Source organism: Plantibacter sp. CFBP 8804, assembly GCF_014841225.1.
In the GTDB taxonomy this organism is placed as follows: Bacteria; Actinomycetota; Actinomycetes; order Actinomycetales; family Microbacteriaceae; genus Plantibacter; species Plantibacter auratus.
The window spans coordinates 534,802-548,971 of sequence record NZ_JACYTU010000001.1; the positions used below are offsets into that span (position 1 = coordinate 534,802).

Here is a 14,170-nt window from a genome sequence, read left to right on the forward strand (position 1 = left end):
TGGTGACGCCCGTACCAGTCTAGCGACTACCGACGGGTGTGGCCCGAACCACGCACGAGCCACTTCGTACTCGTGAGTTCCGGCAGCCCCATCGGTCCGCGGGCATGGAGCTTCTGCGTCGAGATCCCGACCTCGGCGCCGAATCCGAACTCGGCGCCGTCGGTGAAGCGGGTCGAGGCGTTGACCATGACGACGGCCGAATCGACCTCGGCGAGGAACCGGTCGGCGTTCACCACGTCGTTCGTGATGATCGCGTCGGTGTGTCCGGTGGAGTATCGATCGATGTGCTCGAGCGCGGCGTCGAGATCGTCGACCACGCGCACCGAGAGCTCGAGCGACATGTGCTCGGTGGACCAGTCCTCCTCCACGGCGGGCACGACGTCGGCGAAGACCTCGCCGGCACGTTCGTCCGCGTGGATGAGCACCCCGTGCTCGCGCAGGTCGCCGAGCACGGCGGGCAGCAGGCGCGCGGCCGCAGCGCGGTGGACGAGGATCGTCTCGAGCGCGTTGCAGACCGATGGCCGCTGCACCTTGGCGTTGCGCACGATGTCGACGGCCCAGTCGAGTTCGGCACTCTCGTCGAGGAACACGTGGACGACGCCGGCGCCGGTCTCGATCACGGGGACCGTCGACTCTCTGACGACCGTCTCGATGAGTGACGCGCTCCCCCGCGGGATGAGGACGTCGATCAGGCCTCTGGCGTTCATGAGCTGCTTCGCACCGTCGCGACCGAACTCGTCGATGGTCTGTACCGCGTCCCCGGGAAGACCGACGGACTCGAGCGCCGATCGCAGCAGTCCCACGAGGACCGCGTTCGAGTGTTCCGCCGCTGACCCGCCGCGGAGCACCACGGCGTTGCCGCTCTTGATCGCGAGGGCGGCGATGTCGACCGTGACGTTCGGGCGCGCCTCGTAGATCGCGCCGACCACGCCGAACGGGACGCGTACCTGCTCGAGCTTCACCCCGTCCGGAGTGTTGCTTCCGCGGACCACCTGGCCGACCGGGTCGACGATCGCGATGACGTCGCGGACCGCCACCGCGAGCCCGTCGATGCGGCCCCGGTCGAGGCGGAGACGGTCTTGCAGGCCGACACTGATGCCCTGCTCGCGTCCCGCGACGAGGTCGCGCTCGTTGGCGGCGATGACCGCATCCGCGCCCTCGACGATCGCGACGGCGATGGCCTCGAGGGCCCGGTTCTTCTGCGCGGTGGTCGCCTGGGCGAGGACCCGGGAGGCACGCTTCGCAGCGGTGAGACGATCCGCGAGTGGCAGCACGGTGGTGGTTGGCGACGACATGCGTCGATTCTACTCAGCGGCGTCTGGTGGACGCTCTCCGCGTCACGCCGGTTGGAACCAGGTGCCGAGGTGGTCACCGCGGAGGGCGGACGCGACGTTCGTGGTCGACGTCACGAGGACGGACGTCCCCGCCTCGGCGGCCAACCGGGCGGCCGACACCTTCGTGCCCGCTCCCCCGGTGCCGACGCCCGCGGAGCCGATGTCGCCGAAGGTGACGCCCGAGAGGGTGTCTCCGAACGGGACCTCCTCGATGCGCTCGGCACCCGCTTCGTGCGGAGGGCGGGTGTACAGCGCGTCGACGTCACTCAGCAGGACGAGGACGTCGGCCGCGACGAGGACCGACACGAGGGCGGCAAGGCGGTCGTTGTCGCCGAACCGGATCTCGTGTGTCGCGACGGTGTCGTTCTCGTTGACGATCGGCAGGATGCGCAACCCGAGGAGGCGTTCCATCGCCCGCTGGGCATTGCTCCGGTGACTGGGGTTCTCGAGGTCGCCGGCGGTGAGCAGCACCTGGCCCGCGACGATGCCGAACCGGTCGAGGCTGTCCTGGTACCGGTAGATCAGCACGTTCTGCCCGACGGCGGCAGCCGCCTGCTGCGTCGCCAGGTCGCTCGGACGGGCGTCGAGGCGGAGGTAGGGCATCCCGGTCGCGATGGCGCCCGAGGACACGAGGATGACCTCGGTGCCTCGGGCGTGCGCCTCGGCCAGAGCCTCGACCAGCGCAGTGATCTGCCCGGCGTTGTCGCCACTGATCGAGGAGGACCCGACCTTCACGACGATGCGTCGCGCCGAGGGGATGCCACTGCGCTGGTGGATGGTCACCGGTCGTCGTCCTCCGTCGTGACACCCTCGTCCTGCTGCGCGTCGGCCGGCACGGAGCCGACCTCGAAGCCCTCGTCGTCGTTCCAGAGACCGGCCGCACGTTCGCGGAGCAGCTCGGCACGGGCCTCGGCCTTGGCGTCCATGCGCTCGAAGTACTCGTCGCGACGCTGGTTGCGCGTCGGGCGGTGGCTCGCATCGAGACGCGGGTCCGTTCCACGCGGCTGCGTCAGCAGTTCCGCGGTGCTCGTCAGTGTGGGCTCCCAGTCGAAGACCACACCGCCACCCGCACCGATCATCACGGTCGCGCCGGCGACGGCACCGGCCTTGAAGAGCGCCTCTTCGACGCCGAGCTTCGCCAGTCGGTCCGCGAGGAACCCGACGGCCTCCTCGTTGTTGAAGTCCGTCTGCTGCACCCAGCGTTCCGGCTTCGCGCCGAGGATGCGGTAGAGGTTGCCGTAGGTGCCACCCTCGACCGTGACGGTGAACTTGGAGTCGTCGACGGGCTTCGGGCGCAGCACGATCCGGGGCTTCGCGGCCTCGAGGGCTGCGCGGGCGCGGCTCTCCTCGACGAGCTCGCTCAACGCGAACGAGAGCTGTCGGAGGCCTTCGCGCGAGACCGTCGAGATCTCGAAGACCTTGTAGCCGCGCGCCTCGAGGTCGGGACGCAGGAACTCCGCGAGCTCCCTCGCCTCCGGGACGTCGATCTTGTTGAGCGCGATGAGCTGCGGACGCTCGACCAGCGGCGTCTGCCCCTCCGGCACCGGGTAGGCGGCGAGCTCGGCCAGGATGATGTCGAGGTCGCTGATGGGGTCGCGTCCCGGTTCGAGCGTCGCGCAGTCCAGCACGTGCAGGAGCGCGGAGCAGCGCTCGACGTGACGCAGGAACTCGAGACCGAGGCCCTTGCCCTCACTTGCGCCCTCGATGAGTCCGGGGACGTCCGCCATGGTGTAGCGGACCTCGCCGGCCTCGACGACGCCGAGGTTCGGGTGCAGGGTGGTGAACGGGTAGTCCGCGATCTTGGGTTTCGCCGCGGACATCGCCGCGATGAGGCTGGACTTGCCGGCGGAGGGGTACCCGACGAGCGCGACGTCGGCGACGGTCTTCAGCTCGAGGAGGACGTCGCCTTCCCAGCCGGGCGTGCCGAGCAGCGCGAAGCCTGGGGCCTTGCGCTTGGTCGACGAGAGTGCCGCGTTCCCGAGGCCGCCCTGGCCGCCGGGAGCCACGACGAACTCCATGCCGGGCTCGACGAAGTCGACGAGTTCGACGCCGTCGACGTCCTTGACGACCGTCCCGACGGGGACCGGCAGGATGAGCGTCTCGCCCTGGAACCCGTTGCGGTGGTCGCCCATGCCGAAGCCGCCGGTGTCGGAGCTCCGGTGCGGTGACCGGTGGTATCCGAGCAGCGTCGTGATCTGAGGATCGGACACGAGCACGATGTCACCACCGTGTCCGCCGTTGCCGCCATCGGGGCCGGCCAGCGGCTTGAACTTCTCGCGCTTCACGGAGACGCAGCCGTTGCCGCCGCCGCCCGCTCGCAGGTGCAGTGTGACCCGGTCGACGAATGTGACCATGGACGCTCAGCCCCTCTCTGGATCATGGAACTCGGTTGTACGACAGCAGGGGGCGGGCCGAAGCCCGCCCCCTGCTGGAAAGACGTTGTTGCTACTCTGCAGCAGCGACGATGTTGACGACCTTGCGGCCGCCCTTGTTGCCGAACTGCACGGAGCCGGCCTCGAGCGCGAACAGCGTGTCGTCGCCGCCACGACCGACGTTGGCGCCGGGGTGGAAGTGCGTGCCGCGCTGACGGACGAGGATCTCGCCCGCGAGGACGACCTGGCCGCCGAAGCGCTTCACACCGAGACGCTGTGCGTTGGAGTCACGACCGTTGCGAGTGGAACTCGCACCCTTCTTGTGTGCCATCTCTTCTTCTCCTCGATGCCTTACTTGATGCCGGTGATCTTGACGCGCGTGAGCTCCTGACGGTGCCCCTGACGCTTCTTGTAACCGGTCTTGTTCTTGAACTTCTGGATGATGATCTTCGGACCGCGGAGGTTCTCGAGCACCTCGGCCGTCACCGTGATCTTCGCGAGCGACTTCGCGTCGGAGATGATCTTCTCACCGTCGACGTGGAGCACCGCGGGAAGCTCGATGTTGCCATCCTTGTCGGCCTTGACCCGGTCCATCGTGACGATGGTTCCGATCTCGACCTTCTCCTGCCGTCCTCCGGCGCGCACAACTGCGTAAACCACTACGTACCCGTTCTTTGGGGAGCGAAACGCTCCGACTGACTGTTGCTGGAAGTTACTGCGCGGAAAGGCTCGAACACGTGGGACACCTTGATGGCAGAAAACCGTTGGGCGTGGCATTGAAAACTCAATGCACACCAACGGTCGAGTTTACTTCATCGTGCAGTCCAGGTCAAACCAGTGGGCACAGAAACCTCGTGACCGAGACTGTTCCTCACGGCTCCCACACCGGACGCACTCGACCAGTGTACCCCGGGGGCTCCTGAACGCCGGCCGGGTGCCCGGCGCGTCCGACCACGGACGGGAATCGCGCGAGAGGCTCGATGGTTGGATGGAGGCATGACGGTGCTCATCGATCCCCCGCTGTGGCCGGCGCACGGCACGCTCTGGTCCCACGTGGTGAGCGACAGCTCCCTGGAGGAGTTGCACGCCTTCGCCGGACGCACCGGGCTCCCGCCGCGATCGTTCGACCTCGACCACTATGACGTCCCCGCCGAGCGCCATGCGTCGCTCGTGGCGGCCGGCGCCGTCCCGGTGACCGGCGGCGACCTCGTCCGTCGACTCATCGCCAGCGGCTTGCGCGTCACCGCACGCGAACGGCGCGCCTCCCGAGGAGACGCGCCGTCCTGATGCGACCTGACTATTCGGCCTGACGCTGGGCGCCGTCCGAGCCGACGGCCTGTCCGCCCGCGAGTGAAGCGGTCGACACCCGGCGGCTCCGGCCGCGACCCTGGCCCGGCTGCTTCGGCTCGGGGAGCGCGTCGAGGACGGACTCGAGCAGGTGCTCGGGGTCCGCGACGGCTGCGCGACGCGGCTTGTCGGCGACCGGTGCGATCGGCAGGTCGAGCAAGGCCAGCGTCGGGGCCGCGGATTCGGTCGGCGCCTCGGTGGAGCGCTCCTCCGAAGCACCCCGGCGGGACCCGTCACCGCCACGACGACGCGGTTCGCGCTTCTCGCGCCGGCTCCGACGACCGTCGTGCGATCCGGACTGATCCTCCGGTGACGTCGTGGACTCGTCCGCGACCGACTCCTCGGAACCCTGCGCCTCTACGTGCTGCGACTGTGTGTGCTGCGCCTCGGCCACGACGGCGTCGGCCACGGCCTCGGCGGCGGCGAGCTCCTCGTGGTGCAGCGTGCGCGCCGCGATCAAGGCGAGCGCGTTCTTCGCGTCGTCGGTGATCCCGTGCGTCTGTCCGGCCGGCTTCTGCTGAGCGCCCTGGCCGTTCGAGGACGGCTGGCCGCCCTGGGACCCGCCCTTGCCGCGCCGACGCTGCTGCTCCGGCTGCGGCGTCTGGCGGTGCTTCACGACGGGGTCGTGGTGCACGACCACGCCGCGTCCGGCGCAGACCTCGCAGGGCTCGCTGAACGTCTCGAGCAGGCCGAGGCCGAGCTTCTTGCGCGTCATCTGCACGAGACCGAGCGAGGTGACCTCGGCGACCTGGTGCTTCGTGCGGTCGCGGCTGAGGCACTCCACGAGGCGGCGCAGCACGAGGTCGCGGTTCGACTCGAGCACCATGTCGATGAAGTCGACGACGATGATCCCGCCGATGTCGCGCAGTCGCAGCTGACGCACGACCTCCTCGGCGGCCTCGAGGTTGTTCTTGGTGACCGTCTCCTCGAGGTTGCCGCCGGAACCGACGAACTTCCCCGTGTTGACGTCGACGACCGTCATGGCCTCGGTGCGGTCGATCACGAGGGATCCGCCGGACGGCAGCCAGACCTTGCGGTCGAGCGCCTTCTCGATCTGCTCGGCGATGCGGTAGTCGACGAAGGAGTCACCCGTGCCGTCATACGGCTCGACACGCTCGAGCAGGTCGGGGGCGACACCGCGCAGGTAGCTCTGGATGTCCTGCAACGCGTCCGAGCCCTGGATGACGAGCTTGTGGAAATCCTCGTTGAAGACGTCGCGGATGATCTTGATGAGCAGGTCGGGCTCGCTGTGCAGCAGTGCCGGCGACTGCACGGTCTCGATCTGACGGGAGATCTCCGACCACTGCGACTTCAGCCGCGTGACGTCCAGCGTGAGCTGCTCCTCGGTCGCGCCCTCGGCGGCCGTGCGGACGATGACGCCGACGTTCTCCGGGAGGACCTCCTTGAGGATCTTCTTCAGGCGGGCGCGCTCCGTGTCGGGCAGCTTGCGCGAGATGCCGTTCATCGAGCCGTTCGGCACGTAGACGAGGTACCGACCGGGGAGCGAGACCTGACTCGTCAGGCGCGCGCCCTTGTGTCCGACCGGGTCCTTCGTGACCTGGACGAGGACCTTGTCGCCGCCCTTGAGCGCGAGCTCGATCCGGCGGGGCTGGTTGCCCGTCTCCACGGAGTCCCAGTCGACCTCGCCGGAGTAGAGCACCGCGTTGCGTCCGCGACCGATGTCGACGAACGCCGCCTCCATGCTGGGCAGGACGTTCTGCACACGGCCGAGGTAGACGTTGCCGATGAGCGACGCCTCCTGGCTCCTGGCGACGTAGTGCTCCACGAGCACGCCGTCCTCCAGCACGCCGATCTGCGTCTTGCCGTTCTTGGAGCGGACGACCATGACACGGTCGACCGATTCGCGGCGGGCGAGGAACTCGGCCTCGGTGACGACCGGACGACGACGACCGGCGTCGCGTCCGTCACGGCGACGCTGCTTCTTGGCCTCGAGCCTCGTCGAGCCGCGCACCTTCTGCGGTTCGGTGATGAGTTCCGGCTCACGCGGCGTGCGGACCTTGACCACGTTGCGAGTGTCGGGGCGCGAGTCGCCACCCCGCTCGCCCTGCTCCGGTCCGTCCTCGCCGGCACGACGACGCGTGCGACGCCTCGACGAGCTGAGCTCCGCCTCGAGCGGTTCGTCGTCGCGGTGGACGATCGGCGGCAGGTCGGGCGCCTGGAACAGCAGCATGGTGGTCGGTGGACGCACCGGTGCGGCCGCAGTCTTCTGCTCGTCGGGCCCGGTCGCCTGGGCGTCCGTCTCGGTGCTGGTCGACTCGTCCGCCGTCTCGGGCGTCGTGAGGTGCTGGTCGGTCGGTTCGTGCTCGGTCCCCGGCGTGGCCGGATCCTCGGTGTGCTCTTTCACCATTCCTGGTGTACTCCCCTATGCCGGGTCGGTGGCCGCGCCACCCTCCGGTTCTTCGTCTCGTGCGTGCGGCCGCGGGTGCAGCCGTTCGCAAATCCTGTGTGATCGCTGGCTCTCGGAGCTCTCACGATCGTGCCGGCACGTGCCGGCGGGTCCTGGGCTCTCATTGCCCAACAAGCCTGTTGTGTCGTGCGGTCGAGCGCGGCTCGGGCACCACCCCACGATTATCGCACGAACAGGGCCGACGGTCCTGAGTACGGACCACCCGGGCATGTCCCGCCGCCGTTCAGGCGGGCGTGCGAGAATCAGGGCGTGTCAACTCCGGTCATCGACGCGCGCCCCAGGGGCCTCGCGATCTTCCTCATCGTCGCAGGTGTCATCGGGTGGATCGCGGCGTTCGCGCTCACCCTCGACAAGTTCCAGCTCCTGCAGGATCCGAACGCCCAGCTCGGCTGCAATCTGAGCATCCTCGTGCAGTGCGGGGTCAACCTGAACTCCTGGCAGGGTGCCATCCTCGGATTCCCGAATCCGATCATCGGCCTCGCCGCCTGGATCGCCCCGATCGCCGTCGGCGTCGCGGTCCTCGCCGGTGCGCAGTTCGCGCGGTGGTTCTGGATCGCCTTCAACATCGGGTTCCTCGGTGCGCTCGGATTCGTCATCTGGCTGATCTCGCAGAGCATCTTCGTCCTCGGCACGCTGTGCCCGTGGTGCATGGTCACCTGGTCGGTGACGATCCCCTCGTTCATCGCGGTGACCTCGTTCACCCTGCGGAACGGCATCATCCCGGCGTCCCCCGCCGTCCGCCGCGTCGCCGGGGTCGTGTCCTCGTGGATCGTGGTGGTGACGCTCGGGTGCTACCTCGTGGTGGCGGTCATCGCCCAGCTCCGCCTCGACGTCCTGTCCTACCTGTAACCGGTGGCGGCCCGAACGGCCGCCGGACGCGCACGACGAAGCCCGCCCCCGGAATCGGAGGCGGGCTTCGTCGTGCGGAGTCGGTGCGTCAGGCGAACCAGAGCGCGAGCTCGCGGGAGGCGGACTCGGGGCTGTCCGAACCGTGGACGAGGTTCTGCTGGACCTTGAGGCCCCAGTCGCGGCCGAAGTCGCCGCGGATGGTCCCGGGCGCGGCGGTGGTCGGGTCGGTCGTGCCGGCGAGCGAGCGGAAGCCCTCGATGACACGGTTGCCGGCGACGCGGATCGCGACGACGGGACCGCTCAGCATGAACTCGACGAGGGGCTCGTAGAACGGCTTGCCCTCGTGCTCGGCGTAGTGGGCGGCCAGCAGCTCGCGGTCCGGCTCGACCATGCGCAGGTCCACGAGCGAATAGCCCTTCGCCTCGATCCGACGGAGGATCTCGCCGGTCAGGTTGCGTGCGACGCCGTCAGGCTTCACGAGTACCAGGGTTTCTTCAACAGCCACGGTCAATCCTTCGCTTCTCGGTAGAGCGCCTGCTGACGCTCGATCTTGTCGCCTTGGACCATCGCATAGGTCCAGACGGCTGCGGCCATCCCGCCGACGAGGAACATCATCGGCACGAGCAGGCCGGTAGCCACGATAGCGGCTTGCACCGCCCAGCCCAGCCAATACCCCCAGCGGAATCGCAGGAGCGGGATCGTCGCGACGATGATCAGACACAGCACCGCTCCGCCGATCAACGCGACCGGGGCCGGGAGGGCCTTCAGCCCGAAGATGACGAGCGCGCCGAGGAACATGACGATCATCTCGAAGCCGAGGATGATCGATCCGAGGGTCTGCTTGATGCTCCGTGGAGCCCGACTCCGTGCCATGCCGCTCATGCGGTCGCCTTCCATTCCCGGTCGTCGGCGATCTCGATCGCCTCGCCCACGAGGGTGATCGAGCCGGTGATCACCACCAGCCGGCGCGGCGCCTCCTCGGCCCAGCGCCGTGCGTCCTCAGCGGCCTCGTCGAGCGTGTCGGCGAAGGTCGACGCCGGCAGGTCGAGCGACGCGGCGAGGCGCGAGAGCTCCTCGCCGGGGATCGCCCGCTCCGACTCCGACTGGGTGAAGAAGAAGCCGGATGCGGCGGGCGCCAGGGTCGTCAGGATGCCGGCGGCGTCCTTGTCCTGGAGGATGCCGACCACGAAGGCGATCTCGTCGACGTCGAAGTAGCTGCCGAGTGCGGCGACCAGGGATGCAGCACCGTGCGGGTTGTGCGCAGCGTCGACGAGCACGGTCGGCTCGGTGCCGATGAGCTGCAGACGCCCCGGGGAGGCGACCTCGGTGAGGCCCTCCGCGAGGACGTCCTCCGCGATCGGCTGGGTCGCTCCGCCGAGGAACGCCTCGACCGCGGCGATCGCGAGCGTCGCGTTCCGTCCCTGGTGGTCCCCGTAGAGCGGGAGGTACAGCTCCGGGTAGGTGCCGGCGCGCCCTCGGACGGTGATGAGCTGTCCGCCCACCGCCACGGCGTCCTGCACGAGGGCGAACTCCTCACCTTCGAACACGGCCGGGTCGTCGACCGCCGCGGCGGCGTCGACGATCGCCTGACGCGCGTCGGGATGCTGCGCGGCCGAGACCACCTGCGCACCGGGCTTGATGATGCCGGCCTTGGTGCGCGCGATCTCGGCGATCGTCTTGCCGAGACGCTGCACGTGGTCCAGGTCGATGGGCGTGAAGACGGCGACCTCGGCATCGGCGGCGTTCGTCGAGTCCCAGGCACCGCCCATCCCCACCTCGACGACGGCGACGTCGACGGGGGCGTCGCCGAAGCAGGCGAATCCCAGGACGGTGAGCGCCTCGAAGAAGGTCAGCGCGGGCTCACCCGCCTCCGTCAGCTCGGCGTCGACCATCGCCAGATACGGCTTGATGTCGTCCCAGTTCCTGGCGACGGCCTCGTCCGAGATCCGCTCGCCGTCGATCCCGATGCGCTCGGTGAACCGGACGAGGTGCGGACTCGTGAAGAGACCGGTGCGGAGCCCGTGGGCGCGGAGGATGCTCTCGATCATGCGGGCCGTGCTCGTCTTGCCATTCGTTCCGGCGATCTGGATGATCGCGAAGGACGACTCCGGGTTGCCGAGGAGCTCGAGCGCCCGCTTGGTGGCACCGAGACGCGGCTGCGGCTGTGCCTCCCCCAGCCGTTCCAGGAGCTCGCGGTACACGGCGTCGGCGGCATCGGCCGCGGACGACTCGTCTCCGGGGATCAGGTCATCGGACATCGGCGGTCTCCTCTGCACGCGCGACGGTCACGGTGAAGGCTCCGGCGTTGCCGAACTTCCCGGCCGCGAACGACTGGGCGAAGCCCGACACTCCAGCCTGGGCCTCGTCGTCGGACCAGGTCAGGGACGTCGCCAGGGTGTCGCCGGCGAGGTCGACCACGTCGAGGGCACTGCGCACCGCGCGCTCGTCGGCGTCGTCCTCGAATCGGAGCTGCAGCCGGATCCGGTCGCTCACCTGCAGGTCCGCCGCCTTCCGGGTGTCCTGCACGGCACGGATGACGTCTCGGGCGAGTCCCTCCGCTTCGAGCTCGGGCGTCAGCGTGGTCTCGAGCAGGGCGAAGCCACCCGAAGGCAGGAGCGCGAGCGCAACGCCACCGGCGGCGCCCGAGGACGCCTCCATGACGAGCTCGTACTCGCCGTCGACGAGCTCGATGCCGCCGGCCGTGACCGTGCCGTCGACCTCGGACCAGTCGCCGCTCCGAGCGCCCTTGATCGCCTGCTGCACCGTCTTGCCGAGGCGCGGGCCCGCCGCGCGGGCGTTGATCGAGAGGCGCGAGGTGACGCCGAACTCGGTGCCGCTGGTGTCGGTCAACTCGGCGAAGGAGACGGCCTTGAGGTTGAGCTCCTCGCGGAGGATCGCCTCGAACGGGGCGAGCGACGCGGGGTCGGGCGTGACCACGGTGAGCGATGCGAGCGGCAACCGGACACGGAGACCGGCTTGCTTGCGGAGGGCGAGAGTGACACCCGAGACCTCGCGGACCCGGTCCATCGCCTCGACGAGTGCCGCGTCCTCCGGGAACGCCTCAGGCTCCGGCCAGTCGGTGAGGTGCACACTGCGCTCGCCCGTCAGGCCGGTCCAGATCTGCTCCGTGATGAGCGGCAGGAGCGGAGCGGCGACCCGGCAGTACGTCTCGAGGACGGTGTAGAGCGTGTCGAAGGCGTCGCGGTCGAAGACGCCGCCGTCGGTCGACCAGAAGCGGTCGCGGGAACGACGCACGTACCAGTTGGTCAGGACGTCCGCGAAGTCCCGCAGCGAGGCCGCTGCGAGGGTCGCGTCGAACGCCTCGAGGTGGTCGGTCACCGTGACGACGAGCTCACGTGTCTTGGCGAGGATGTAGCGGTCGAGGACGTCGGTGGAGTCCGTGCGCCACTCGGCGTCGTAGCCACCAGGCACCGCCGTGTTGGCGTACAGCGAGAAGAAGTACCAGGTGTTCCACAACGGCAGCATCACCTGGCGGACGCCCTCACGGATGCCCTCCTCCGTCACGACGAGGTTGCCGCCGCGCAGCACCGAGCTCGACATGAGGAACCAGCGCATGGCGTCGGAGCCGTCGCGGTCGAAGACCTCGTTGACGTCCGGGTAGTTGCGCAGCGACTTCGACATCTTCTGGCCGTCGCTGCCGAGGACGATGCCGTGGCTCACGACGCTCGTGAACGCCGGCCGGTCGAACAGCGCGGTCGACAGCACGTGCAGGAGGTAGAACCACCCGCGCGTCTGGCCGATGTACTCGACGATGAAGTCCGCGGGGCTGTGCGAGTCGAACCACTCGCGGTTCTCGAACGGGTAGTGCACCTGGGCGAACGGCATCGATCCGGAGTCGAACCAGACGTCGAGGACGTCGGTGATGCGGCGCATCGTCGACCGGCCGGTGGGGTCGTCGGGGTTCGGCCGCGTGAGCTCGTCGATGTACGGGCGGTGCAGATCGGTCGGGCGCACGCCGAAGTCGGCCTCGAGCTCGTCCAGCGATCCGTACACGTCGATGCGCGGGTAGGCAGGGTCGTCGCTCTTCCACACCGGGATCGGTGAGCCCCAGTACCGGTTGCGGCTGATCGACCAGTCGCGCGCACCCGCGAGCCACTTGCCGAACTGTCCGTCCTTGACGTTCTCCGGGACCCAGGTGATCTCCTGGTTGAGCTCTTCCATGCGGTCGCGGAACTCGGGCACGCGGACGAACCAGCTCGACACCGCCTTGTAGATGAGCGGCTGCTTGCAGCGCCAGCAGTGCGGGTAGGAGTGCTCGTAGCTCGCCTGACGCAGGAGGCGGCCCTGTGCCTTCAACAGCTGGGTGAGCGGCTTGTTGGCGTCGAAGACCTGGAGACCGGCGACGTCGGACACCTCCGGGAGGAACTTCCCGCCGTCGTCGACGGAGACGATCACCGGGATGCCGGCGGCCTCACACACCTTCTGGTCCTCTTCACCGTATGCGGGGGCCTGGTGCACGATGCCGGTGCCGTCCTCGGTCGACACGTAGTCGGCGACGAGGATGCGCCAGGCCTGCTCCATGCCCCACTCGGCGTCGGCGTAGTAGTCCCAGAGGCGGTCGTAGGAGACGCCTTCGAGCTCGCGCCCGACGATCGTCCGGGAGACGGCGGCCTGCGCCTCGGCCGCGGAGTCGTAGCCGAGGTCCTTCGCGTAGTTGCCGAGCAGCGCCGAGGCGATGAGGTACTCGCCGCCGAGGACCTCGGTGTCGGCGTGGGCGGAGCCCTCCTCGCGGAGCACCGTGGCGTCGGGGGTGCCGTTCGGGCCGGCCGGGACGACCGCGTATTCGATGTCGGGCCCGACGGCGAGCGCGGCGTTCGTCGGCAGGGTCCAGGGCGTGGTCGTCCAGGCGAGCGCGCGGACGGCGGTGAGCCCGAGGCTCTCGGCCTTCGGGCCGACCAGCGGGAAGGTGACCGTGACGGTCTGGTCCTGGCGGGAGCGGTAGACGTCGTCGTCCATCCGCAGTTCGTGGTTGGAGAGCGGCGTCTGGTCGCGCCAGCAGTAGGGCAGCACCCGGTAGCCCTCGTAGGCGAGGCCCTTGTCGTGGAGCTGCTTGAAGGCCCAGATGACCGACTCCATGTAGGTCACGTCGAGGGTCTTGTAGTCGTGCTCGAAGTCGACCCAGCGCGCCTGGCGCGTCACGTAGTCCTGCCACTCCTCCGTGTAGCGGAGGACGGAGTCGCGTGCGACCTGGTTGAACGCGGCGAGCCCCATCTCGTCGATCTGGCGCTTGTCGGTGATGCCGAGCTGGCGCTCCGCCTCGAGCTCGGCGGGGAGGCCGTGGGTGTCCCAGCCGAACCGGCGGTGCACCTGCTTGCCGCGCATCGTCTGGAACCGGGGGAAGAGGTCCTTGGCGTAGCCCGTGAGGAGGTGTCCGTAGTGCGGGAGGCCGTTCGCGAAGGGCGGGCCGTCGTAGAACACCCATTCCGGAGCGCCCTCGCGCTGGTCGATGGAGGCCTGGAAGGTGCCGTCGGCGGCCCAACGGGCGAGCACCCCCTCCTCGATCGAGGGGAAGCTGGGCGACGGCGTCACGCCGAACGCAGCGCCGTTCGACGCCGACTCGGTTGGGGTCGGTTCCTGGGACTTCGGGTAGCTCATCGTTCTCCTGGCAGGTCTCGTGGGTCCTGCGAGGACGCCGGCGTTGCCGACGCGGTACCACCCCGCTTGCCGCTCCACTGGAACGGCCGCTCTGCATCGGCTGTGACGGGCCTGACCCGCTCGGTTCTACTGGGCTCCCGCTGAGCGGTCGCTGTTCTGCCGAGGACTCCCCGGTGATGGCCGGATCGATGTCGATGGTCCCATCGTACAGCCTGCGGAGCGGC

General features: G+C 69.1%; 12 protein-coding genes. 2 read left to right on the forward strand and 10 right to left on the reverse strand.

The genetic code is table 11. The annotated features are described in order from the left end of the window. Positions 1 to 26 precede the first annotated feature (26 nt). The 5 genes from IFU11_RS02500 to rplU all read right to left on the reverse strand — a co-directional run bounded on the left by IFU11_RS02500 (position 27) and on the right by rplU (position 4,366). Entirely contained in the window at positions 27 to 1,295 is a 1,269-nt protein-coding gene (locus tag IFU11_RS02500) for a glutamate-5-semialdehyde dehydrogenase (protein WP_137241821.1), read from the reverse strand. A 42-nt stretch (positions 1,296 to 1,337) separates the two neighbouring features. Continuing rightward, the gene (gene proB, locus IFU11_RS02505; RefSeq protein ID WP_192018076.1) at positions 1,338 to 2,117 is read right to left on the reverse strand and encodes a glutamate 5-kinase; all 780 of its coding nucleotides are present in this window, start codon (positions 2,115 to 2,117) and stop codon (positions 1,338 to 1,340) included. Beyond that, positions 2,114 to 3,688, reverse strand: coding sequence for a GTPase ObgE (gene obgE / locus IFU11_RS02510; RefSeq protein WP_079705726.1), 1,575 nt, complete (start codon positions 3,686 to 3,688; stop codon positions 2,114 to 2,116). The genes proB and obgE overlap by 4 nt, the downstream gene beginning before the upstream one ends. Positions 3,689 to 3,779: 91 nt before the next feature. Continuing rightward, positions 3,780 to 4,037, reverse strand: a complete 258-nt coding sequence (gene rpmA, locus IFU11_RS02515; RefSeq protein ID WP_056006626.1) for a 50S ribosomal protein L27 — start codon at positions 4,035 to 4,037, stop codon at positions 3,780 to 3,782. A 20-nt stretch (positions 4,038 to 4,057) separates the two neighbouring features. Beyond that, positions 4,058 to 4,366, reverse strand: a complete 309-nt coding sequence (gene rplU, locus IFU11_RS02520; protein WP_079002324.1) for a 50S ribosomal protein L21 — start codon at positions 4,364 to 4,366, stop codon at positions 4,058 to 4,060. 336 nt (positions 4,367 to 4,702) lie between these two features. Here rplU and IFU11_RS02525 point away from each other — a divergent pair, with 336 nt between their 5' ends. Beyond that, complete coding sequence (locus tag IFU11_RS02525) at positions 4,703 to 4,993, forward strand: DUF4031 domain-containing protein (RefSeq protein WP_192018077.1); 291 nt, start codon at positions 4,703 to 4,705, stop codon at positions 4,991 to 4,993. A 10-nt stretch (positions 4,994 to 5,003) separates the two neighbouring features. On the opposite strand, the gene IFU11_RS02530 is transcribed toward IFU11_RS02525, so the two are convergent. Continuing rightward, positions 5,004 to 7,418, reverse strand: a complete 2,415-nt coding sequence (locus tag IFU11_RS02530) for an Rne/Rng family ribonuclease (protein WP_371742704.1) — start codon at positions 7,416 to 7,418, stop codon at positions 5,004 to 5,006. A gap of 312 nt (positions 7,419 to 7,730) precedes the next feature. Between IFU11_RS02530 and IFU11_RS02535 the strand changes: the two genes are divergently transcribed. Then, complete coding sequence (locus IFU11_RS02535) at positions 7,731 to 8,330, forward strand: vitamin K epoxide reductase family protein (RefSeq protein ID WP_079705724.1); 600 nt, start codon at positions 7,731 to 7,733, stop codon at positions 8,328 to 8,330. An 88-nt stretch (positions 8,331 to 8,418) separates the two neighbouring features. Here the strand turns inward: IFU11_RS02535 and ndk are convergent, their stop codons facing one another. The 4 genes from ndk to ileS are packed head-to-tail and all read right to left on the reverse strand — an operon-like array spanning position 8,419 to position 13,946. Further along, positions 8,419 to 8,835, reverse strand: coding sequence for a nucleoside-diphosphate kinase (ndk, locus tag IFU11_RS02540; RefSeq protein ID WP_064295600.1), 417 nt, complete (start codon positions 8,833 to 8,835; stop codon positions 8,419 to 8,421). Positions 8,836 to 8,837: 2 nt separating this feature from the next. Beyond that, the gene (locus tag IFU11_RS02545) at positions 8,838 to 9,212 is read right to left on the reverse strand and encodes a DUF4233 domain-containing protein (RefSeq protein ID WP_064295611.1); all 375 of its coding nucleotides are present in this window, start codon (positions 9,210 to 9,212) and stop codon (positions 8,838 to 8,840) included. Continuing rightward, positions 9,209 to 10,588 (reverse strand): bifunctional folylpolyglutamate synthase/dihydrofolate synthase, encoded by a 1,380-nt coding sequence (locus tag IFU11_RS02550; protein ID WP_192018079.1) that lies wholly within the window; start codon positions 10,586 to 10,588, stop codon positions 9,209 to 9,211. Before IFU11_RS02550 ends, IFU11_RS02545 begins: the two co-directional genes overlap by 4 nt. Further along, positions 10,578 to 13,946 (reverse strand): isoleucine--tRNA ligase, encoded by a 3,369-nt coding sequence (ileS, locus tag IFU11_RS02555; protein ID WP_192018080.1) that lies wholly within the window; start codon positions 13,944 to 13,946, stop codon positions 10,578 to 10,580. Before ileS ends, IFU11_RS02550 begins: the two co-directional genes overlap by 11 nt. Positions 13,947 to 14,170: the final 224 nt, after the last annotated feature.

Excerpts from the sequence above, each read along its gene's own strand:
- IFU11_RS02500 (WP_137241821.1), bottom strand. The coding sequence starts at position 1,295 with ATGTCGTCGCCAACCACCACCGTGCTGCCACTCGCGGATCGTCTCACC.
- obgE (WP_079705726.1), bottom strand. The coding sequence starts at position 3,688 with ATGGTCACATTCGTCGACCGGGTCACACTGCACCTGCGAGCGGGCGGC.
- rpmA (WP_056006626.1), bottom strand. The coding sequence starts at position 4,037 with ATGGCACACAAGAAGGGTGCGAGTTCCACTCGCAACGGTCGTGACTCC.
- IFU11_RS02525 (WP_192018077.1), top strand. The coding sequence starts at position 4,703 with ATGACGGTGCTCATCGATCCCCCGCTGTGGCCGGCGCACGGCACGCTC.
- IFU11_RS02545 (WP_064295611.1), bottom strand. The coding sequence starts at position 9,212 with ATGAGCGGCATGGCACGGAGTCGGGCTCCACGGAGCATCAAGCAGACC.
- IFU11_RS02550 (WP_192018079.1), bottom strand. The coding sequence starts at position 10,588 with ATGTCCGATGACCTGATCCCCGGAGACGAGTCGTCCGCGGCCGATGCC.
- ileS (WP_192018080.1), bottom strand. The coding sequence starts at position 13,946 with ATGAGCTACCCGAAGTCCCAGGAACCGACCCCAACCGAGTCGGCGTCG.